The sequence below is a fragment of the Fictibacillus sp. Mic-4 genome (assembly GCF_049843615.1).
GTDB classification, from domain to species: Bacteria; Bacillota; Bacilli; order Bacillales; family Fictibacillaceae; genus Fictibacillus_A; species Fictibacillus_A gelatini.
The window spans coordinates 37,382-59,054 of sequence record NZ_JBBHZM010000002.1 but is presented as its reverse complement, the minus strand read 5'-3'; the positions used below and the strand labels follow the sequence as shown (position 1 = coordinate 59,054).

The window sequence follows — 21,673 nt, the reverse complement described above, 5'->3', positions numbered from 1 at the left end:
TTTTTTTAATAAGAAACGGCCATGGAAAATCTTTTCCATTGGCCGTTTCTCGATTATTCCTCTAAATCTTCATCAGACAACGCATCAAGCACTTCTTGAACCATTTGCCATTCTTCTTCAGTTTCAAGAGGGTAAAGCTCTAAATCGTCGTCATTCTCGCCCTTTTCAACATAGCGGAAAGGAAAAACTTCCTGTTCTTCCTCATCATCGTTGTCATGGTCTTCTCCGACAGGTACAAGCAGCATATACGAATGTCCCGTTGGTGTCGTACTTCCATCAATCGTTAGCAGCACTTCAAATAAGTTTTCTTCTCCATTTTCGCCAGGAATCACAATTTGTTCTCTTTCTTCAGTTGCCATGATTTTCGTCACCTCTTTCAATTTATCGACCGCTATGATCTAAATAACTTTGTAAAATTAAGCTGGCTGCCATTTTGTCTATCACTTTTTTTCGTTTTTTCCGGCTGACATCTGCCGAAATTAACGTTCTTTCGGCGGCCATTGTTGTTAATCGCTCGTCCCATAATTCAACAGGTAGCCCAAAACGGTCTTTCAGCTGCCCGGCGAATGCCTGGCACGCCTCGCCGCTGGGACCAATCGTCCCATTCATGTTTTTCGGTAAACCAACGACCACTTTTTCAATGGCGTAATCGTTGATTAATTCACCGATGCGGTCAAATGCTTCATCAGGGAGATGGCTTTTTCGCTTAATCGTTTCAATTCCCTGTGCGGTCCAGCCTAGTTCGTCGCTTACCGCGACGCCAATCGTAGCCGAGCCGACATCTAGCCCAAGAATTCTTGCCATTAGATCGTTCCTTCTTTTTGATTGGCTAAATAAGATTTAACAAGCTCCTCAATTAACTCGTCTCGTTCGAGTTTACGGATCATGCTTCTTGCATCATTGTGGCGAGGAATATAGGCGGGATCCCCGGACAAAAGGTAGCCTACGATCTGGTTAATTGGATTATAGCCTTTTTCCTGCAATGCATTATAAACAGTTAACAGCACTTTTTTGACATTCGTATCCATTGAATCATCATTAAAACTAAACTTCATCGTCTTGTCCATTGAACTCACACGCCAACACCTCTTTCTCTAGCTTCTCCCTTTTTTTGTACAAATTTCATTTAAATTTTATACAAAATATAAGATTATACTCACATTGTACCCTATCTAAGAAAATTTAGGAAACAGTTTTAATTAAATTTATTGCAGATTGCAAGGCTTCCTCTAATTTTTCCGGATTTTTCCCGCCGGCTTGAGCCATATCCGGACGGCCACCTCCGCCACCTCCGCAGCGGCTTGCGACTTCTTTTACAAGATTTCCTGCATGATAGCCTTTCACGATTAAATCTTTTGTCACCCCGGCTACAATATTTACTTTTTCATTATTGACGCTACCTAGAACAATAATTCCGCTTTCGAGTTTATTTTTCAAATCATCAACGATTGATCGAAGGCTGTTCATATCCGCTGCATTTACTTTTTTTACGAGAACGGAAACACCATTTATTTCTTGTTTTTCATTAAGAAGGTTTCCTGCTTCCATTGACCCGAGTTTAGCTGCAAGAGACTCTTTTTCACGTTGAAGATCGCGCAGTTGACCTTGCAAGGCTTCGACTCTTGAAGGAACCTCTTTCATGTTTGTTTTTAAAAGCTGCGAAACGTCTTTCAAAAGGTTTACTTGTTCTTTTAACAACCGATAGGCATGTTCGCCTGTAACAGCTTCAATGCGGCGCGTTCCTGCACCGATACCTGTTTCAGCAACAATTTTGAACAATCCGATTTCCGCTGTATTGTTCACATGGCAACCGCCGCATAGCTCTAAACTATAGTCGCCAATTTGCACGACACGAACGATTTTGCCATATTTTTCACCGAAAAGCGCCATTGCACCCATTGCTTTTGCTTCATCAAGCGGTTTGTACATTTTCGTGACAGCGATATTTCGCCAGATCTTTTTATTTACAATTTCTTCGATTTGTTCCAATTCTTCAGGAGATATGCTGCCAAAGTGCGAAAAGTCAAAACGCAGGCGATCAGGTGCGACAAGCGAGCCCGCCTGATTGACATGTTTGCCTAATACATCTTTTAACGCCTGATGCAATAGGTGTGTGGCCGTATGGTTTTTCACAATGGATGCTCTTTTTTCTTCGTTCACATGAGCTCTCACTTTCATATCCGGCTGAACGATTCCTTTTTTCACAACGATCGTATGAAGGTTTTGGCCATTAGGCGCTTTCTGGACATCTTTTACAAATAGTTCAAGCCCTTCACCAGTAATCGTTCCCTGGTCGGCAATTTGGCCCCCACTTTCCGCATAAAATGGGGTGACATCGAGAATGATTTGACCTTCATCCCCTTCGCCAAGCGCTTCAACCCTTTCGCCGTTTTGCAAGAGTTCTAAAATAACAGAGGAACTTTTCTCCTGATCATAGCCGACAAATTCGCTTTCGACTTTAATCTCGCTAAGCACGCCGCCCTGCACCTGCATGGAATCAATGTCTTGTCTTGCTTTTCGCGCCCGCTCGCGCTGAGCTTCCATTTCTGTTTCAAATCCTTCTCGGTCAACCGTCATGCCATGTTCTTCAGCATACTCTTCGGTCAATTCAAATGGGAAACCGAATGTATCATATAATTTAAAAGCATCCTCGCCGCTAATGACCGTACTGGCTTTTTTCTTTTCTTTTGCAATCACTTCTTCTAAAATTGCCAGACCCTCATTAATCGTTTCATGGAAGCGTTCTTCTTCATTTTTCACGACTTTTTGAATAAATGGCACCTTTTCTTTTACTTCCGGATAATAATCAACCATGATATCAGCAACAACTGGTACGAGTTCAAACATGAACGGACGATCTAAACCGATTTTTTTCGCAAACCGGATTGCCCGGCGTATGAGGCGGCGAAGAATGTATCCCCGTCCTTCGTTGGACGGAAGCGCATTGTCTGATACCGCGAACGTCACCGTACGAATATGGTCTGCAATCACTTTAAACGCAGTATCCTGTTCTTTACTCTGACCGTATTGGACATGAGAAATTTCCTCTGTTTTGCGGATGATCGGCATAAATAGATCAGTATCAAAGTTGGTTGGTACATCTTGAATGACGCATACCATCCGTTCAAGACCCATTCCCGTATCAATGTTTTTCTTCGGAAGCGGAGTATATGTACCATCGGGATTATGGTTGAATTGAGAGAAAACAAGGTTCCAAACTTCTAAGTAACGGTCATTTTCCCCTCCTGGATAAAGCTCTGGATCATTCGGATCATTTCCGTAAGCCGGGCCTCGGTCATAGAAAATTTCACTGTTTGGTCCGCTCGGGCCTTCACCAATATCCCAGAAGTTTCCTTCCAACCGAATAATACGTTCTTCCGGGATACCGATTTTATTTAGCCAAATGTCATATGCTTCATCATCTTCCGGATGTATGGTTACTGACAGCCTCGATGGGTCGAAGCCAATCCACTTGTCACTCGTTAAAAACTCCCATGCCCAGAGAATAGCGCCTTCTTTAAAATAATCGCCAATCGAAAAGTTCCCCAACATTTCAAAAAATGTATGGTGCCTCGTTGTAATCCCAACATTCTCAATATCGTTCGTACGGATCGATTTTTGCGCATTAACGATACGGGGATTTTCCGGAATGACCCGGCCGTCAAAATATTTCTTTAATGTAGCGACACCGCTATTAATCCACAATAGCGACGGGTCATCATGCGGAACGAGTGATGCACTTGGTTCAACATGGTGGCCTTTCTCCTGGAAGAAATCTAAAAACATTTGCCTTACTTGTGCTGAAGTTAATTGTTTCATTTCCCTATCTCCCTTCTTAATTGAATACAAATTCGGAAAAACAAAAAACTCCCGCCCTAAAATCAGGGACGAGAGTTGTTTCACGCGGTACCACCCTGGTTATGAATAATAAAAAAATCATTCATCACCTTAAAACCCTTTAACGCAGGGTGACGGCAGTGATTAGCTGCACTCTGGAATAGCTTCTGTGCCGCTTCTTTTAGAATGCCTTTCAGCCTCGGGCACTCCTCTCTTAAAAAGGCCTTGCACATACTAAGTTCCCTCATCGTTTTTACTGCATATCTAATTAGTAGTATAAGCATTCTTAACTTTCTTTGTCAAACTTTAATGACAATCGATAATTGCGAATATGCATAAAAATAACTTTTAAAACGGCAAACACCGGAACACCAAGAATCAAGCCGGGTATTCCGCCAATTTCACCGCCTACTAAAAGGGCAAAAATAATCAGTACCGGATGTATTTGTAAGCTTCTGCCGATAATAAACGGCCCGAGCAAATTCCCTTCGATAAATTGAAGTACGAGCATTATGACAATAACAATGATGACCATTTTTACGGAAATCGTCAATGCGATAAAAATAACAGGAATCGCTCCTAAAATAGGTCCAAAATAAGGAATAATATCCGTAACCGCTATTAGCGCTCCTAGCAATATCGGATAAGGCATATGAATTGCCCATAATGCCAGTGTAGCTGCTCCACCAAGGATCAGTCCGACAAGAATTTGCCCCCGTATGTATCCACCCAGCGATTCATCAATATCATGCAGAAGTCGTTTTCCTTCTTTTCGCCATTTCCTGGGCGTGATATACCAGATGGTTCGCTTAATTTTTTCAATATCTTTTAAAAAGTAAAACACAAGAAATGGGATAATAATGAATACAAAAAAATAATCAACAATTTTTCTAATCGAATCTACGGCTGTCGAGGCCATTTTTTCGACATATTTTTCAATGGATTGAATATATTCTTCAATCCGAACATGGATGGTATGCGGAAGTTTAGATGTATGATGATCTACTTCCATGAGCCATTGCTCATACGTCTTTGTTATATCAGGAATATTTGTCATCAACTCTCTCATTTGAGCGATCATATTTGGAATTCCTTTGTAAAGACCCAATCCAATTCCGCCAAAAAATAAAATATAAATAAGCAGAATAGCTAACGTCCTTGGAAATCCTTTTGCATATAGCTTTTCGACAAGAGGATGAAGCAAATACGTAATAAATACGGCAATAAAAAACGGAATAAATGCGGCTTTAATAATCGATAAAATGGGCTTCCAAATCGGCGAAAGCTTCAAAAAAACAAAAAAGCATAAAAAGGCGAGCAGCATCACAGATAAGCGGGTCATCCATTTTATCCCTTCCTGGCGACTCAATTTGATCACCTCCTACCTGTTAGCTTAACCTTATGGAAATGTTTCTATGAAGGAGGGGCTCATGTTCGGCATGAGCCCCTCTTTATGGCGCTTGTCCATCAATCGTTAAATCATAATCTTCAAATAAATCATCGAGTGTTGTGAGCGAGCCGTCTTCTTCCACTTGATGCAAAGAGAGCCGCCCGTTGATAATGGAAAGTTCAATAAAACAATTCCAGCAATAATACTGGTTAACACCAATTTTACCGATGTCTTTTCGGCCGCAGTTCGGACAAACCATTGATTGAAGGCCTCCTTTATAACTACCGGACGAAAAAGGAATCCTTTCCAATTAATAGAGGTTGGTTGGCATATTTAAGTTTCCTGCCCTCCATTAAATCTGAAAACAATCCTTCCGTCACCTCAATAGCTACAATGGTGCCCCAATCAGTGGAAAAATATACATCCTCAATGACAGCTACCGTTTCCCCTTCGTTTGAATATATCGGTTGTTTAAGGAAAAATCGCGGCTTTAGTGTCATCGTAAAGAAAGGTTTTAATCTTTGTTCTTTAAACCCTTTAGGCGACATTCGGCACTCAGAAACGAACATCGTCTGGTCATTAGGAAAAGAAACGTCGGAAAAAGAAACGAAACATTTTCGTGCAAAAAATCTTTGCTTGCATATGACAAAGCCATGGACTTTTCCAGTTTGGTCAATGAAAATGTCTTCCACTTTTCCTGCTGACTTCTGGCTCTTTTGATCGATGACGCTTATCCTTTTTAATAAGGAAAATGTTCGCAAAGTACCCCCACCCTTCCGAACATTTCTTAGCTTTCCTCTATGGTTGGTTGTTCATGCTTGAAACGTTTTCCATGCCCTGTTTTTTCAGCCGTTCGTTTAGCATTGAGTATCGATTCGCCTCATTATTTCGTTTAACGGCCATTTCAAAGGCGTTAATTTCACCGCATAATATTAAAAATTCTTTACTTCTTGTAACAGCCGTGTAGACTAAATTCCTCCGCAGCATTCGATAGTAACTTTTCACAATCGGCAATACGACTATAGGGAATTCACTTCCTTGCGATTTATGAATGGAACAGCAATAAGCATGTGTAAGATGATGAAAAGACTGTCGGTTATAGACGACTTCAACTTCATCAAAACGGACGACAATTTGGTCTTGCTTATCCACTGTTTCTTTCGCATAAATAATGGATGCGATTTCACCAATATCTCCATTGTATACATGGTCTTCTGGCTGATTCACGAGCTGGAGTACTTTATCGCCAACCCGATATACGAGATGATTAATTACAATTTCCCGCTTTTGATCGGATTTTGGATTAAATAATTGTTGCAGCTGTTCGTTTAACTGATTAATCCCTGCATTCCCTTTGTACATCGGGGCAAGCACTTGAATATCCTTTTTTGAATATCCTTTTCGATACGCATTTTCACAAACTTGCCTGATTACATCCATCACCTGGTTTTGCGTACATGGAAAAAAACGCCGGTCACTGTGTTTGCCCAGTAAATCGTTAGGTACTTCGCCATTTTTAATATGGTGGGCCAAATCAATAATGGAGGACCCTTTAGCTTGTCTGTATATATCAGACAAAGCAACAGTAGGTATGACACCCGACGAAATGAGGTCACTTAACACTTGCCCCGGTCCAACAGACGGGAGTTGGTCTTCATCGCCGACAATAATGACTTGCATTTGTTTTGGCAACGCCTTAAATAATGCATAGGCGAGCCATATATCAACCATTGACATTTCGTCGATGATAAGCAACTTCCCTTCTAACGGATGATCATCATCCCGTTCAAATCCCGAACCGCCTTTCCATCCAAGCAATCGGTGAATGGTACTGGCCGGAATACCTGTCGATTCGGTCATTCGTTTTGCCGCCCGTCCAGTAGGGGCAACGAGCAAAATGGGGAAAGGTTCATCTTTTTTATACATAGAAGGATCCAGGGATACGCCGTGAAGCTCGCCGTAAAGCTCAACAATTCCTTTAATAACGGTCGTTTTCCCCGTTCCTGGACCACCTGTCAATATCATTATCGGTGAATATAGCGCGGTTTCGATGGCCTCTTTTTGTGACTCTCCGTACTCAATCGAAAGTCGTTCTTCTAAATCTCCGAGCGCTTTTAGAAATTCGGATGTTGCAAACGCGTCCTTATATTCATCTTGAGCCGAAATGGAACGGATGATGTTTGCCAGTCCTTTTTCCGCATAGTAAAGCGATGGGATATACACCCTGTCTTCCTCAATGATGATTTTCTTTTCTTCGCGCAATCCTTCAATTTCGCGAAAAACTGTCGATTCTTCAATCGTGTCCTTTCCGCTCCCGAGCAGTTTTTGAACTTCCTTGATGACTGTTTGCATCGGGAGGTAAACGTGTCCAAATTCCGCTCCGATTTCCTGAAGAATATAAAGGCAGGCCGCCCGTATCCGGTCAGGATGCAATAAGGAAAGACCGATTCCCCTTCCGATTTCATCTGCCCGCTGAAAACCGATTCCCTCGATATCATAAATTAATTGATAGGGGTTGTTCTGTATGATCGAAAGCGCATTTTCTTCGTATGTTTGATAAATTTTCATCGACAATTGTGGGCCGATGCCGTACTGACTCAATGTAATCATCACTTGCTCGAGACCTTGATGTTCGATGAGCGAAGCATAAAGCTTTTGCGCTTTCTCCTCCGTTAATTTCGGTATCGAATTTAAAACATCGGGATTTTCAAGTATTTTTGTAATCGCATTTTCACCAAGCGTATCGACAATCGCCTCAGCTGTTTTTTTCCCGATTCCTTGAAAAAAATCACCTGACAAATAGTGAATGATCCCTTCTCGCGATTGCGGCAAATCTTTGCGAAAATGTGTGACTGTATATTGCTTTCCGTATTTCGGATGTTCTTTAAACGAACCGAAAAAAATATATGTTTCATCTTCATGCAAAGGCGGAAGCGTTCCTACGATCATCACTTCTTTTTCATCGTAATTTTCATTCGTTTCACGGACTCTAATTCTAGCTACAGTATATAAATTTTCATGATTGACAAAAACGGTTGCCAGCAATGTTCCTTTAATATAACGCCCGTGTTCGCCAAATAAATCAAAAGAAGGCTGTTTTTCCATCCTTCAAAACTCCATTTTCATCATTTTCCTAACTTTTCTTCCATTTTCTTTTTCCCGTTTGCTGCCAAATAATGATCGGGCTGAATTCGGAGAGCCGCATTAAACATGTCGAGTGCTTCTTCTTCGTTTTCAAAAAAGGCATAAGCGACGCCAAGATTATAATACGCATCTGCATGCTTTGAATCTTTGTCAATCACTTTTTTAAACATACTGGAAGCCTGGTCGACTTGACCTACACGAGCCAGGCATAATCCGTATTGAAATAACGAATCAACATCTTCATCATTTAACTCGATAGCTCGTAAAAAATGGGGCAATGCGCGGATGGACTCCTCTTTATGTACATAACACATGCCGAGCATAAAATAACTATCTGCGTCATTCAGGCCTTTTTCAATTCCTTTTAAAAACATTTGAATCGCTTCATCGAACCGCTCCAATTTATAGAAAGTAATGCCTGCGCTATAATGGGCACTGGCGGCAGCTGGATCGATCTCCAGCGCTTTTTCAAAGAAAACGAGTGCTTTTTCATGCTCATGAACAGCTGTAAGTAAATTGCCAAAATTGATATAATGAACCGGGTTGTCCGGGTCTTTTTCAATTTGTTCATTTAATATATTAGCGGCTTCTTCAAATTTACCTTTTTTCAAATAGTCATTTACTGACACAACTGACCCTCCTGACTTTGTTTCACAATAAGTATATCAAAAAACCAACCTTCATTTTAAGGTTGGTTTTACAAATAAGGAATGCGCCTATCATTTTTAAACACTTGATCGATGGTCGCTCCTCCGAGGCATACATCGCCATCGTAAAAAACGACAGCCTGTCCCGGAGTGACTGCACGTTGTGGTTCATCAAAGATGACCTCTACCGTATTCGTTTTTCCGACCTTAACCGTCACCCCTCTATCCGGCTGGCGATAACGGAATTTGGCCGTGCAATGAAACAAGTCTTTCATCGGTTTATCGCTCACCCAATTCACGTTAATGGCCGTTAAACGATCACTGTATAACGCTTCATGATGAAACCCTTGTTCAACATATAGAATGTTTTCTTTTAAATTTTTGCCGACAACAAACCATGGATCGCCATTTCCACCAATGCCAAGACCATGGCGTTGGCCGATCGTATAGTACATTAACCCGTCATGTTTGCCTTTCACTTCTCCATCAAGTGTTTGCATTGTCCCTGGCTGTGCAGGCAAATAATGACTTAAAAATTCTTTAAAGTCTCGCTCGCCGATGAAGCATATGCCGGTCGAGTCTTTTTTCTTTGCCGTCGCTAAATTAGCTTCAGCTGCGATCTCGCGAATTTCTGGTTTTGTCAGCTCACCGATAGGGAACATGACTTTCGAGAGCTGTTCTTGGGAAAGCTGGTTTAAAAAATAGGTCTGATCTTTATTGTCATCGATTCCCCGGAGCATTTGGACTTCATCGCCCGTCTCTTGAATACGGGCATAATGGCCAGTCGCCACATAGTCAGCTCCTAGGTTTAACGCATGCTCAAGAAACGCTTTAAACTTAATTTCTTTATTGCACATAACGTCCGGGTTCGGTGTCCGTCCCGCCTTATATTCTTCTAAAAAGTAGGTAAACACCTTGTCCCAATATTCTTTTTCAAAATTAACCGCATAATAAGGGATGCCGATCTGGTTGCATACTTTAATTACATCGTTAAAATCTTCCGTAGCCGTGCAGACGCCAAATTCGTCGGTATCATCCCAGTTTTTCATAAAAATGCCGACAACATCAAACCCCTGTTTCTTCAACATAAGTGCGGCAACAGAGGAGTCAACACCGCCGGACATTCCGATAACGACCCGGGTTTCTTGAGGCGCCTTTTGTAAGTTTCTCGATGCCATGCGATTCACCTCACTTCATATAAGTATTTTATTTTTGCAGCCGTTTAACAATTTTCACTGTCTCACATGAGACTTGTTCGATTTTCTCGAGTGTGTTGCCAAGCCCGAAACTATAGCGAATAGCCGTTTTTACACGGTCTGTTTCTCCAAACATCGCAACTAGTACGTGTGAAGGCAAGACGGAACCTGCCGTACAGGCGGAACCGCTCGATGCCGCAATACCGGCAAGATCAAGATTGACAAGCATCACTTCCGCTTTTATACCCGGGAAGCTGACGTTTAAAATATGAGGGAGATAGTGCTCCTTGTCTCCATTTAATTCGAATTGAATTCCTTCTTCATTAAAGATCGATAACATCTTATCTCGGAAACTTTCGTACGTTTTCAACCGTTCATGGCGTTGTTGGGACATGATGGAAACCGCTTTAGCGAGTCCATGAATTCCGGCCACATTTTCAGTTCCTGCCCTCTTTTTGCGCTCTTGTTCCCCACCAAAAAGATGAGGGCGAAAGGCGATGCCTTCACGCACATATAAAAATCCCGTTCCTTTAGGACCATTAATTTTATGACCTGATATACTTAATAAATCAATATGCAGTTCGTTCACATCGATGTCCACAAGACCATATGCTTGAACAGCATCCGTATGAAAATAAGCGGGATGTTCCTCCAGCATTTTTCCGATAGCCGGTATATCCTGGAGTGTCCCGACTTCATTATTTCCATACATAATGGACACAAGTATCGTATCATCCCGCAGTGCAGCCTGTAAATCAGAAAGCGCGATGCGCCCGAATTGGTCGACAGGCAAATACGTTACTTCAAACCCTCTTTTTTCAAGTTCATGGCACGTATGCAGTACAGCATGATGTTCGATCTGTGTTGTAATAATATGCTTGCCGCGTGCCTTATTTTCGTTCGCTATTCCAAATAATGCAGCATTATCAGCTTCCGTTCCGCCGCTTGTAAATATAATGTCATTTGCAGTGGCCCCAATGCTCCTCGCGCAAATCATCCGCGCTTCATCGAGAACTTGTCTCGTTTTTCTGCCAAAAAAATGAATGCTCGAAGGATTCCCAAAATGCTCTGTTAAATAGGGAAGCATCTCCTCTACAACTTCCGGATGTACGGGAGATGTGGCGGCATGATCGACATAAATATGGTTCATCTGTTCCTAATCCTTTCACATTTTTTTAAATATAGAACATATATCCTTCTTGGCTGCCGTCATCTTGATACGTTGCCAGGTCTTCCAATGTTGTATTGTCCAGTACATTTTTAACCGCATCGCGAATCTTCATCCATAAATTCCGTTTTGCCGGTTCTTCATCTTCCATCACTTCAACCGGGGTAATTGGCCCCTCTAAAACTCGAATAATATCTCCGGCAGTTATCGATTTAGCATCTTTAGCTAAAATATAACCTCCATATGCCCCCCTTATACTTTTCACAAGTCCTGCATTGCGCAATGGTGCAATTAACTGCTCCAAATAGTGTTCTGATAGATGATGCTCCTTGGCAATGACTTTCAGCGCAACGGGCCCTTCACCGTACTTTTTCGCCAATGCCATCATAATCGTTAATCCGTAACGTCCTTTTGTAGAAATTTTCATATTGCTCACTCCGTTCCATACATAAATCCGTACTATTATAGCATGAAAGACTTCTCCTTGCATAAAAAAGAAGTGTATAGTAGAGTCAATAAGCGAAATTAAACTTGCATAACGTTTTTAAATCAAGGGGGAGCGACATGGATTTATTTTCGGCACATCATGAAAATGAAAAAGAAAAGATGGGGCCGCTTGCCAATCGTATGCGGCCGCGTACAGTGAATGAATTTATCGGGCAATCCCACATCGTCGGCGAGGGAAAACTGCTTCGTCGCGCGATTGAGGCCGATCAATTAACCCCGATGATTTTTTTCGGCCCGCCGGGTACAGGGAAAACAACACTTGCAAAAATTATCGCCAATTCAACGGCGGCTTTCTTCTCGCAATTGAATGCCGTAACAAGTGGCGTCGCTGACATTAAGCGGGTCACTCAAGAAGCGAAAGATCGATTAATGATGGACAAGGTAAAAACGGTTTTATTTATCGATGAAATCCACCGGTTTAACAAAAGTCAACAAGATGCACTTCTTCCGTTTGTCGAAGATGGAACCATCATTTTAATTGGCGCGACGACAGAAAGTCCTATGTTCGAAATCAATCCCGCTCTTCTCTCCAGAAGCCGCCTGTTTCGTTTCGAGCCATTGACGGATCATCATATCCGCCAAATTATCATTACAAGTTTACAAGATAAAGAAAGAGGCTATGGTAAATACGATATTGAAATGGACGAAGACGCGTTAAACCACCTTGTATCTGTTGCCAACGGCGATGCACGAACGGCATTAAATGCGCTTGAATTGGCCGTCTTAACGACTAGACCGGGCAAACATGGAGAGATTCACATTACGCTTGAAATCGCTGAAGAATCGATTCAAAAGCGTGTCCTCCAATATGATAAAAAAGGGGACAACCATTATGATACAATATCCGCCTTTATTAAAAGCATCCGTGGTTCGGACCCGGATGCCGCCATATATTGGCTTGCTAAAATGATCTATGCAGGCGAAGATCCACGTTTCATTGCGAGAAGGCTTTATGTCCATGCAGCCGAAGATATCGGCCTAGCTGATCCGAATGCCCTGCTCATCGCACAGGCCGCAGCCTATGCCGTCGATTTTATCGGCATGCCCGAAGCAAGAATACCACTTGCAGAAGCTGTCCTTTATTTAGCCACCGCCCCAAAAAGCAATTCGACGATTATGGCGATCGACCGGGCAATGGATGCGGTAAAAAATGAAAAAACCGGACAAGTTCCGCTTCACTTGCGGGATGCCCACTACAAAGGGGCAAAAGGCTTAGGACATGGGGAAGGTTATCAATATCCGCACAATTTTAAGGACGGTTATGTCGTTCAGCAATATTTGCCAGATCATATGGAAGGAAAAACGTTTTATGAACCGACTTTACGCGGGTATGAAAAAAATATTCAAAAACGCCTTGATTATTTTAATGAACGAAAGCGAAATGAATAATCTAGCAGTCTTTTATCCAATCTAGCAATTTTTTATCTAATCACGTATAGATTTCTCCTATTTGGCAAAAAATGAAACTATAAACTTGAAAATTATGAATCAATACCAGATAAGGAGAGATCGAATCGTGATAAAAGTAAGACAAGATGCATGGTCGGAAGAAGACGATTTACTGCTTGCCGAAACGGTTCTTCGCCATGTTCGGGAAGGAAGCACACAGCTTCACGCGTTTGAGGAAGTTGGCGATAAGCTTGATCGGACGAGTGCTGCGGTCGGTTTCAGATGGAATGCAATCGTTCGAAAACGTTATGAGCAAGCATTAAAAATAGCGAAAAAGCAACGGAAAGAACGGCAACGGGCGCTTGCGAAAGCCCAGCAGGCAAAACCGAAAGGGGCGGTCAAGCAAACGGCTCCGCTTGATGAAGAAACATATAATCCGGATGAATTTTTCAAGACGCCTTATATTGAACGGCCCATGCCACAATCATCCGTTTACACGAGCGAATTCTCAAGCGTTCATCAACCATCAACGAAAAATGAAATTACACTTGACGATTGCATTCAATTTTTGGAGAATATCCGTCAAAACGGCTTATCATCCGGAAAACTCGAAGATGAAAACAACACTCTTCGCAGACAAACAAATGAACTTATGCAAAAGAATAAAGAATTGACCGACCAATTGCTGAAGCTTGAAAAAGAGTTTAAAACCGTCCAGGAAGATTATCAAGCTTTATTGCAAATTATGGACCGGGCCAGGAGAATGGTTCTTCTTCAGGACGATACTGAACCTGCACAAAGCTTCCGCATGGATAAAAATGGGAATTTAGAAAAATTAGCAAAATAAAAAAGCCGCACTGTTGCGGCCTTTTTTAATGAAGACGATTGATCTTGATTTGATGTTTTTCTAGCAGCTTGTTAATGACGTGTCCCGCCATAAAAAGTCCTGAGACGGACGGAACGAAAGCATTGGATGAAGGAGGCATTTTAGCCTTGCGAATTCCGGGCGCGTCTTCCGGAACAATTTTCTCACGAATATCTTCCCTGATTTGAACCGGCGTTTCATCCGAGAAGACGACATCAATTCCTTTATGGATTCCTTCTTTACGCAGGCGGGCGCGGACGACTTTTGCAATTGGATCATGGCTTGTTTTTGAAATATCTGTAATCTTTAGCCTTGTAGGATCTAATTTGTTCGCCACGCCCATGCTTGAAATGATCGGAATGTTTCGTTTCAGACATTCTTTCATCAAGTGAACCTTGTATGTGATCGTATCGGATGCATCGACAACATAATCAAGATCGTACGCAAAAAATTGTTCATACGTTTCTTCCGTATAAAACATTTGTAAAGCGATCACTTCACAATCAGGATTGATGTCAGCAATGCGCTGTTTCATTAACTCTACTTTTGATTGTCCAATTGTCGAAAGTAGCGAGTGGATTTGGCGGTTAATATTCGTTATATCTACATTATCTTTGTCAACAAGAACCAATTTACCGACTCCGGAGCGCGCCAACGCTTCTGCCGAAAATGAACCGACACCACCGACCCCGAGCACTGCTACCGTGCTGTTTTTTAATGCATGTAAGCCGTCTTCACCGACAGCAAGCTCATTACGTGAAAACTGATGTAACATATAGTTCTCCTTTCAAACGTCTATCCATTATCATTTTTAAAGAATAAACCATTTTGCTATGTAAAATCAACTGCGTAACAAATTCTAAAGCTATTTTGTTTTTTGCTGGCAGGATTTAGCATTAAAAAATAAAACCCACCGGAATTGATCCGGTGGATTTTAAACGAACAAAAAGAGTCCCAACTGTGCCGCCATTCCCTAGTTTTGAACCTGCTCTCGCAGGTGGGTGCCCTGTTCTGAAATTTGTATGTCCCCTATGTAGGTAAGAGGCATATACGCCATTCAGAAACACCAGGCTCCCATTTAAAAAGTGTTGGCTCAAAACATTCGGTAGCGACGAGCACCTCAGGACTCTTTCTTATGATTGAATCATAGCATACATAAAGGTGAAATACAAGACAAAACGCGTCTTATTTTATAAAATTCTAATTATTCGTTCTTTTCTCCTATTTTCACCTCGAGATGGAGATCATTTAACTGCTTGTCACTGACACTGGATGGTGCGTTTGTCATCAAACAGCTTGCGCTTGCCGTTTTCGGGAAGGCAATCGTGTCACGAAGATTGTTTCGTTTGGCAAGCAACATGACAAGACGGTCTAATCCAAGGGCAATTCCACCGTGCGGCGGTGTGCCATATTCAAATGCATCCATTAAAAAGCCGAATTCCGCACGTGCTGCCTCCGGAGTAAATCCAAGTGCCGCAAACATTTTCTCTTGAATCTCGCGGCGGTAAATCCGCTGTGAACCGCCACCAAGCTCATAACCATTTAACACAAGGTCATATGCTTTCGCTCGAACTTCACCGGGTGCAGATTCTAATAGTGGAATATCCTCATCTTTTGGCATTGTGAAAGGATGATGCATCGCCACATAACGATCTTCTTCTTCGTCATGTTCCAATAGCGGGAAGTCTAATACCCATAGGAAATTTAATTGATTCTCGTCAATTAAGTTTAAATCTTTTCCGAGCTTCAGACGAAGTGCCCCTAGACTGTCGCTTACTACCTTCGGTTTGTCGGCGACAAATAAAAACAAATCGCCTGCCTCACCTGCGAGTGCCTGCAATAAAGCTACAGTCTCTTCTTCCGTAAAGAATTTGGCGATCGGCCCTTTTAAGCTATTTTCTTCGACTTTTAGCCAGGCAAGGCCTTTAGCCCCATAACGTTTCACGAATTCGGTTAATTGATCGATATCTTTTCGGGAATAGTTAGCAGCTTGTCCTTTCACATTTAACGCTTTAACCTCTCCGCCCGCTTGAACCGTATCGGCAAATACTTTGAAACCTGACTCCTTCACAAGTTCTGAGACATTGACAAGTTCCATTGCGAAGCGGGTATCTGGCTTATCTGATCCGTATCGGTCCATCGCTTCTTTATAGGTCATACGCGGAAACGGCGTTTCGATCTCTACATTTCTCGTTTCTCTCACGAGTTCAACCATCATCGCTTCCATCATGTTTAAAAGTTCTTCTTGTGTCATGAACGATGTTTCAATGTCGACTTGCGTAAATTCAGGCTGACGGTCGGCGCGCAAGTCTTCATCACGGAAACAGCGAACAATCTGGTAATACCGTTCAAAACCGGAGACCATCAATAATTGCTTAAAGAGCTGAGGCGATTGCGGCAATGCGTAAAATTGGCCTGGATGCACCCGGCTTGGAACAAGATAATCCCGCGCTCCTTCAGGTGTACTTTTGGTGAGCATCGGTGTTTCAATTTCAAAAAACTCGTTTTTGTCAAGGTAATCCCTGATCATTTTCGTCACTCGATGGCGGAGCTTAATTGTCTCTTGCATCATAGGGCGACGAAGATCTAAATAGCGATATTTTAATCTCACATCTTCATTGATTTCAATGTCATCACTAATCGAAAACGGTGGTGTTTTCGCGGCATTTATAATTTCGAGTTCTTCCGCTTGAATTTCGATTTTACCCGTTGCTAGTTTTTCATTGACGGTTTCAGGAGCCCGTTCAACAACCGTTCCTTTAACCGATAGCACATATTCGCTGCGGACTTTTTCCGCAAGCTCTATTGCCTCTTTAGACACTTCTGGATTAAACACGACTTGAACAATTCCTGAACGGTCCCGCAAATCGATGAAAATAAGCCCTCCAAGATCGCGGCGCTTTTGCACCCACCCTTGAAGCTGGACGACTTGCCCGATTTGTTTTTCGTGTAACTTTCCACACTGATGTGTTCTTGCTGGCATATTGTTTCTCCTCCTACATCCGTTCCTTTATAAACTGAATCACTTTCGTTAGCGGCACTTCCTCCTGTGCCCCTGTTTCCATTTCTTTTACAGAAATGACTCCGCTATTTAGCTCGTCATCACCAAGTACTGCAACAAATTTTGCATTCAGCCGATCGGCCGCTTTAAATTGTGCTTTCATTTTTTTATCAAGATAATCTTTATCAGCCGAGAGGCCCGCTTTGCGGAATTGGTAAAGCAAACCTGGCGCTTTTGCTTTTGGCTCTTCCCCCATCGTGACTAAAAATACGTCAAGTTGTTCACGAATCGGAAGCGAAATACCTTCAGCATTAAGGGCCAAAAGCAGACGCTCAATGCTCATCGCAAAACCAATTCCCGGCGTCTTTGGCCCGCCTATTTCTTCGGCAAGTCCGTTGTACCTGCCGCCGCCGCATAACGTTGTAATCGCCCCGAATCCTTCCGCCTCACTCATAATCTCAAAAGCGGTATGGTTATAATAATCGAGCCCGCGGACAAGCGCTGGATCAATGACATAATTCATTCCCATGCTATCAAGTGCCTGTTTGACTGCCTCAAAATAGTGGCGGGATTCCTCGTTCAAGTAATCATAAATGGAAGGAGCACTTCCCATTAACTCATGATCGCGGTCTTTCTTGCAGTCTAAAATCCTGAGTGGGTTTGTCTCAATTCGATTTTGGCAATCGTGGCAAAACTCTTCAATTCTCGGTTTAAAGTGAGCAATCAGCGCTTCTCTATGCGCTTTCCGGCTTTCTGAATCCCCGAGCGTGTTAATGACAAGACGTAAGCTTTTTAAACCGAGCTCTTCATAAACGGTCATCGCAAGTGAGATTATCTCGGCATCGATAGAAGGATCGGCGCTTCCTAACGCTTCAGCACCGAACTGGACAAATTGCCTCATTCTTCCTGCCTGCGGCCGTTCATAGCGGAACATCGGGCCATTATAATATAATTTCACCGGTTGCTGTGGTGCCCCAAATAATTTATTTTCCACAAATGCGCGAACGACAGGCGCAGTCCCTTCTGGACGAAGCGTCAAACTCCGGTCCCCACGATCCGTAAAAGTATACATTTCTTTTTGAACGATGTCCGTTGTATCTCCAACACTCCGTTTAAAAAGTTCGGTATGTTCAAAAATCGGCGTCCGTATTTCTTTGTAATTAAAACGGGCACAAATTTCACGTGCTTTTTGTTCGACATATTGCCAATGCTCAACTACACCCGGCAATAAATCTTGCGTACCTCTTGGAATTTGAATGTTCACTCTTATAACCTCCTGATACTACTAAAGGGTTTTTTATAGCAACAAAAAAACTCCCACCCCTATTTTCCGAAAAAATAGGGACGAGAGTATTTACCCGCGGTGCCACCCTGAATTGAAGCTTTCTACGCTTCCGCTCTTGCAAGTAACGTTTGCTTACGTCCAACTCTACAAGGTAATCCGTTCGAATTGAAACCTCTGGAGTGTCTTTCATTAAATCATCATGGGAATTGCTCACAGCCTAAGGCATTTCCTCTCTTAACATGTGGGGTTTAATTACTTTTCTCCGTCATTGGCAGTATTTTTTAGAATTGTCTTTTATCTTACTCATGAAGCAGAAATCTGTCAATAGTTTTAGCGATTAATTTTTTTCTTTAATTTTCGGACATGGTTTAGTGACAGGTTAAATTCTTCGGCAAGTTCAAGATTCGTTAAGCCCTGTTCTTTTTGTAAAAAATCATGAAAGTCAACGCCCATCATCTGATTAAGTCCGTTAGTTGTTTGATTTTCTCGATCACCTTGACGCATTGTACCGCTCCTTCACCTTTTTCTTTAGTGTTTCCAAAAGGTGAATTTTCAAACGGAGCGTTTTATTTAAGCCATTCTTTTGTATCTAAAATAAGCGTAACAGGACCATCATTGATAAGCGAAACGTCCATCATCGCACCAAATTCTCCGGTTTCTACCGTCAAGCCTTTTTCACGCAATTTTTCATTAAAAGCTTCATAGAGAGCACGTGCATATGTTGGCTTAGCCGCGCCTATAAAGCTCGGACGGCGCCCTTTTCGGGTGTCCCCATATAACGTAAATTGGGAGACGGATAATACTTCTCCTCCAACATCGATGAGAGACAGATTCATTTTTTGCTCGTCATCTTCAAAAATTCGCAAATTAGGAATTTTTTCAGCCAGTACTCTGGCATCGTCATCTGTATCATCATGGGTTACACCGACGAGAAGTAAAAGGCCGTGATGGATCTTTCCTACAATTTGGCCGCCTACCGTTACCGATGCCTGTTTTACACGCTGTAAAACGATTCTCATAACCGATCCCCTCTTCATTTATTGCATAATCCGTGTGACGGCATAAATATCCGGTATCCGCTTAATTCTTTCGACCACTTTCTGCAAATGGTTTACATTATGAATCGAAATCGACATATGGATTGTCGCCATTTTATTGCGGTCAGAGCGTCCCGAGACGGCCGTAATGTTCGTTTTCGTCTCAGCAACAGCTTGCAAGACTTCATTCAGCAAGCCGCGGCGGTCGAAACCATTGATTTCAATATCGACATTATAGCTTTTTGGCTGCTCAGAATCGCCTTCCCATTCAACGGAGAGAAGTCGGTCTTCCACGTCTTCTGTACTGACGTTGACACAATCCGCACGATGGACAGAAACGCCACGTCCTTTTGTAATAAAACCGACAATTTCATCACCGGGCACAGGATTGCAGCATCTGGCCAGCCGAATGAGCAAATTGTCGATCCCTTTCACGACAATGCCGGTATCCGTTTTCTTTTTCGCAGGATAATTTTTTGATTCAACAACCTTTTCAATGACCTGGTCATTTTGCGCCGCCTGGTTTTGCCGGCGTAATTTTTCCGTCAGCCTTGTCGCAATTTGCGCGGCAGTAATGCCGTTATAACCGACCGCAGCATACATGTCTTCTTCATTTGAAAAATTAAATTTGCGGACAACGGCCTCGATGTTTTCATTTGTAAAGACATCTTTCAATTCGAACCCGTGATTTTTCACTTCTTTTTCAACGAGTTCCTTTCCTTTTGCGACATTTTCTTCGCGCCGTTCCCGTTTGAAAAATTGCCGGATTTTATTTTTCGCATGCGAGCTTTGCGTTATTTTTAGCCAATCCTGGCTTGGTCCGTAACTATGTTTACTCGTTAAAATCTCAACAATATCGCCCGTTTTTAATTTATAATCAAGGGTTACCATCTTTCCGTTTACTTTTGCCCCGATACATTTATTGCCGATTTCACTATGAATCCGGTAGGCAAAATCAATCGGGACAGATCCGGCCGGGAGTTCGAACACGTCTCCTTTTGGCGTAAAAACAAAGACCATGTCTGAAAACAAATCTACTTTTAGCGATTCCATAAATTCTTCAGCATCCGTCGCATCGTCTTGCCATTCAAGAATTTCGCGGAACCATGTCAATTTATCTTCAAAGCTGTTTTGCGGTGTTTTTTTCACGCCTTCCTTATAGGCCCAGTGTGCAGCAATACCGTACTCGGCAATTTTATGCATTTCCGCCGTTCGAATTTGCACTTCGAGCGGGTCGCCCTTCGGCCCAATAACGGTCGTATGAAGGGACTGGTACATGTTTGCTTTCGGCATCGCAATATAGTCTTTAAACCTTCCCGGCATTGGCTTCCAACATGTATGGATGATTCCAAGGACCGCATAGCAGTCTTTAATGCTGCTAACGATGACTCGAACGGCAAGGAGATCATAAATTTCGTTAAACTGTTTGTTTTGTTTTGCCATTTTGCGGTAGATGGAGTAAATATGTTTTGGCCGTCCGGAGATTTCCGCTTTAATATTTACATCTTTCAATTGATCGCGGATTTGATCCATGACTTTTTCGACATATTGCTCCCGTTCGGTTCGCTTTTGTTGCATTAAATTGACGATCCTGTAATATTGCTGCGGATTTAAGTATCGAAGCGCAATATCTTCAAGCTCCCACTTAATTTTTGAAATCCCTAGCCGATGGGCAAGCGGAGCGAAGATTTCAAGCGTTTCGTTCGCTTTTTGGATCTGTTTTTCTTTCGTCATATATTTTAATGTCCGCATATTATGCAAGCGGTCAGCTAATTTGATCAAAATGCAGCGAATGTCCTGAGCCATGGCGACAAACATTTTCCGGTGGTTTTCCGCCTGCTGCTCTTCTTTTGACTTAAATTTAATTTTTTTCAGCTTCGTAACCCCGTCGACAAGCATGGCTACTTCTTCATTGAATTTTTCGCTAATATCTTTCAAAGTAACAGGCGTATCTTCCACTACGTCATGAAGAAATCCGGCTGCAACGGTCACCGGATCCATTTGCAAGTCTACGAGAATGCCGGCTACCTCAACAGGATGCTGGATATAAGGATCGCCCGAATGACGCAATTGCCCTTCATGTGCATCCTTTGCGTATTCATAAGCACGCTCAATTAATTGTAAATCTTCATCAGATAAATAGTTCCCCGCTTTTTGTAACACTTCTTCAATCGTCATCGGATCACCTTGTCTAGAAATAGTATATA

At 42.4% G+C, this 21,673-nt stretch carries 20 protein-coding genes, 1 other RNA gene and 2 other annotated features; of the genes, 2 read left to right on the top strand and 19 right to left on the bottom strand.

The features are described from left to right. Positions 1 to 53: 53 nt before the first annotated feature. The 12 genes from WD019_RS02840 to cymR all read right to left on the bottom strand — a co-directional run bounded on the left by WD019_RS02840 (position 54) and on the right by cymR (position 11,809). Positions 54 to 359, bottom strand: a complete 306-nt coding sequence (locus WD019_RS02840; RefSeq protein ID WP_026676395.1) for a DUF1292 domain-containing protein — start codon at positions 357 to 359, stop codon at positions 54 to 56. Positions 360 to 381: 22 nt separating this feature from the next. After that, positions 382 to 804 carry a Holliday junction resolvase RuvX gene (gene ruvX, locus WD019_RS02835; RefSeq protein ID WP_026676396.1) on the bottom strand — a complete coding sequence of 141 codons (423 nt, stop codon included), beginning with the start codon at positions 802 to 804 and terminating at the stop codon, positions 382 to 384. After that, the gene (locus WD019_RS02830; RefSeq protein ID WP_425710590.1) at positions 804 to 1,076 is read right to left on the bottom strand and encodes an IreB family regulatory phosphoprotein; all 273 of its coding nucleotides are present in this window, start codon (positions 1,074 to 1,076) and stop codon (positions 804 to 806) included. The genes ruvX and WD019_RS02830 overlap by 1 nt, the downstream gene beginning before the upstream one ends. A gap of 106 nt (positions 1,077 to 1,182) precedes the next feature. Continuing rightward, positions 1,183 to 3,819 (bottom strand): alanine--tRNA ligase, encoded by a 2,637-nt coding sequence (alaS, locus tag WD019_RS02825; protein WP_425710589.1) that lies wholly within the window; start codon positions 3,817 to 3,819, stop codon positions 1,183 to 1,185. Between the two features lie 61 nt (positions 3,820 to 3,880). After that, positions 3,881 to 4,094, bottom strand: a binding site (T-box leader). A gap of 29 nt (positions 4,095 to 4,123) precedes the next feature. Then, on the bottom strand, positions 4,124 to 5,206 hold the full coding sequence (locus WD019_RS02820) for an AI-2E family transporter (protein WP_425710588.1): 1,083 nt from the start codon (positions 5,204 to 5,206) through the stop codon (positions 4,124 to 4,126). Positions 5,207 to 5,288: 82 nt separating this feature from the next. Continuing rightward, complete coding sequence (locus tag WD019_RS02815) at positions 5,289 to 5,486, bottom strand: hypothetical protein (RefSeq protein WP_026676400.1); 198 nt, start codon at positions 5,484 to 5,486, stop codon at positions 5,289 to 5,291. Between the two features lie 22 nt (positions 5,487 to 5,508). Continuing rightward, positions 5,509 to 5,988, bottom strand: a complete 480-nt coding sequence (locus WD019_RS02810) for a PRC-barrel domain-containing protein (RefSeq protein ID WP_425710587.1) — start codon at positions 5,986 to 5,988, stop codon at positions 5,509 to 5,511. A 37-nt stretch (positions 5,989 to 6,025) separates the two neighbouring features. After that, a complete protein-coding gene (gene recD2, locus WD019_RS02805; RefSeq protein WP_425710586.1) occupies positions 6,026 to 8,332 on the bottom strand; it encodes an SF1B family DNA helicase RecD2 in 2,307 nt (768 codons plus the stop codon). A 20-nt stretch (positions 8,333 to 8,352) separates the two neighbouring features. Beyond that, positions 8,353 to 9,000, bottom strand: coding sequence for a tetratricopeptide repeat protein (locus WD019_RS02800; protein ID WP_425710585.1), 648 nt, complete (start codon positions 8,998 to 9,000; stop codon positions 8,353 to 8,355). A 68-nt stretch (positions 9,001 to 9,068) separates the two neighbouring features. Then, the gene (gene mnmA / locus WD019_RS02795; RefSeq protein ID WP_425710584.1) at positions 9,069 to 10,196 is read right to left on the bottom strand and encodes a tRNA 2-thiouridine(34) synthase MnmA; all 1,128 of its coding nucleotides are present in this window, start codon (positions 10,194 to 10,196) and stop codon (positions 9,069 to 9,071) included. 28 nt (positions 10,197 to 10,224) lie between these two features. Next, a complete protein-coding gene (locus tag WD019_RS02790) occupies positions 10,225 to 11,364 on the bottom strand; it encodes a cysteine desulfurase family protein (RefSeq protein WP_425710583.1) in 1,140 nt (379 codons plus the stop codon). Positions 11,365 to 11,389: 25 nt separating this feature from the next. Then, positions 11,390 to 11,809 (bottom strand): cysteine metabolism transcriptional regulator CymR, encoded by a 420-nt coding sequence (gene cymR, locus WD019_RS02785; RefSeq protein WP_026676406.1) that lies wholly within the window; start codon positions 11,807 to 11,809, stop codon positions 11,390 to 11,392. Between the two features lie 137 nt (positions 11,810 to 11,946). On the opposite strand from cymR, the gene WD019_RS02780 reads away from it, so the two are divergent. Together WD019_RS02780 and WD019_RS02775 are read left to right on the top strand one after the other, a co-directional pair. Continuing rightward, the gene (locus WD019_RS02780; protein ID WP_425710582.1) at positions 11,947 to 13,278 is read left to right on the top strand and encodes an AAA family ATPase; all 1,332 of its coding nucleotides are present in this window, start codon (positions 11,947 to 11,949) and stop codon (positions 13,276 to 13,278) included. Between the two features lie 127 nt (positions 13,279 to 13,405). After that, on the top strand, positions 13,406 to 14,125 hold the full coding sequence (locus WD019_RS02775; RefSeq protein WP_026676408.1) for an RsfA family transcriptional regulator: 720 nt from the start codon (positions 13,406 to 13,408) through the stop codon (positions 14,123 to 14,125). A gap of 25 nt (positions 14,126 to 14,150) precedes the next feature. Here the strand turns inward: WD019_RS02775 and WD019_RS02770 are convergent, their stop codons facing one another. From WD019_RS02770 to WD019_RS02740, 7 genes are all read right to left on the bottom strand, one after another. Beyond that, complete coding sequence (locus WD019_RS02770) at positions 14,151 to 14,918, bottom strand: tRNA threonylcarbamoyladenosine dehydratase (protein WP_425710581.1); 768 nt, start codon at positions 14,916 to 14,918, stop codon at positions 14,151 to 14,153. 172 nt (positions 14,919 to 15,090) lie between these two features. Further along, positions 15,091 to 15,273, bottom strand: a non-coding RNA gene (gene ssrS / locus WD019_RS02765) — 6S RNA. Positions 15,274 to 15,347: 74 nt separating this feature from the next. After that, positions 15,348 to 17,126, bottom strand: a complete 1,779-nt coding sequence (aspS, locus tag WD019_RS02760) for an aspartate--tRNA ligase (protein WP_026676410.1) — start codon at positions 17,124 to 17,126, stop codon at positions 15,348 to 15,350. A 13-nt stretch (positions 17,127 to 17,139) separates the two neighbouring features. Continuing rightward, complete coding sequence (gene hisS, locus WD019_RS02755; protein ID WP_026676411.1) at positions 17,140 to 18,408, bottom strand: histidine--tRNA ligase; 1,269 nt, start codon at positions 18,406 to 18,408, stop codon at positions 17,140 to 17,142. 73 nt (positions 18,409 to 18,481) lie between these two features. Beyond that, positions 18,482 to 18,707: a binding site (T-box leader), on the bottom strand. Positions 18,708 to 18,759: 52 nt separating this feature from the next. Continuing rightward, a complete protein-coding gene (locus WD019_RS02750; RefSeq protein ID WP_026676412.1) occupies positions 18,760 to 18,933 on the bottom strand; it encodes a winged helix-turn-helix domain-containing protein in 174 nt (57 codons plus the stop codon). Between the two features lie 62 nt (positions 18,934 to 18,995). Continuing rightward, complete coding sequence (gene dtd / locus WD019_RS02745; RefSeq protein ID WP_425710580.1) at positions 18,996 to 19,448, bottom strand: D-aminoacyl-tRNA deacylase; 453 nt, start codon at positions 19,446 to 19,448, stop codon at positions 18,996 to 18,998. An 18-nt stretch (positions 19,449 to 19,466) separates the two neighbouring features. Further along, positions 19,467 to 21,644, bottom strand: a complete 2,178-nt coding sequence (locus tag WD019_RS02740) for a RelA/SpoT family protein (RefSeq protein WP_026676414.1) — start codon at positions 21,642 to 21,644, stop codon at positions 19,467 to 19,469. Positions 21,645 to 21,673: the final 29 nt, after the last annotated feature.

Bases quoted from the DNA above. Each gene is read 5' to 3' on its own strand.
- WD019_RS02840 (WP_026676395.1), bottom strand. From the start codon at position 359: ATGGCAACTGAAGAAAGAGAACAAATTGTGATTCCTGGCGAAAATGGA.
- ruvX (WP_026676396.1), bottom strand. From the start codon at position 804: ATGGCAAGAATTCTTGGGCTAGATGTCGGCTCGGCTACGATTGGCGTC.
- alaS (WP_425710589.1), bottom strand. From the start codon at position 3,819: ATGAAACAATTAACTTCAGCACAAGTAAGGCAAATGTTTTTAGATTTC.
- WD019_RS02815 (WP_026676400.1), bottom strand. From the start codon at position 5,486: ATGGTTTGTCCGAACTGCGGCCGAAAAGACATCGGTAAAATTGGTGTT.
- recD2 (WP_425710586.1), bottom strand. From the start codon at position 8,332: ATGGAAAAACAGCCTTCTTTTGATTTATTTGGCGAACACGGGCGTTAT.
- mnmA (WP_425710584.1), bottom strand. From the start codon at position 10,196: ATGGCATCGAGAAACTTACAAAAGGCGCCTCAAGAAACCCGGGTCGTT.
- WD019_RS02790 (WP_425710583.1), bottom strand. From the start codon at position 11,364: ATGAACCATATTTATGTCGATCATGCCGCCACATCTCCCGTACATCCG.
- cymR (WP_026676406.1), bottom strand. From the start codon at position 11,809: ATGAAAATTTCTACAAAAGGACGTTACGGATTAACGATTATGATGGCA.
- WD019_RS02780 (WP_425710582.1), top strand. From the start codon at position 11,947: ATGGATTTATTTTCGGCACATCATGAAAATGAAAAAGAAAAGATGGGG.
- WD019_RS02770 (WP_425710581.1), bottom strand. From the start codon at position 14,918: ATGTTACATCAGTTTTCACGTAATGAGCTTGCTGTCGGTGAAGACGGC.
- aspS (WP_026676410.1), bottom strand. From the start codon at position 17,126: ATGCCAGCAAGAACACATCAGTGTGGAAAGTTACACGAAAAACAAATC.
- WD019_RS02750 (WP_026676412.1), bottom strand. From the start codon at position 18,933: ATGCGTCAAGGTGATCGAGAAAATCAAACAACTAACGGACTTAATCAG.
- dtd (WP_425710580.1), bottom strand. From the start codon at position 19,448: ATGAGAATCGTTTTACAGCGTGTAAAACAGGCATCGGTAACGGTAGGC.
- WD019_RS02740 (WP_026676414.1), bottom strand. From the start codon at position 21,644: ATGACGATTGAAGAAGTGTTACAAAAAGCGGGGAACTATTTATCTGAT.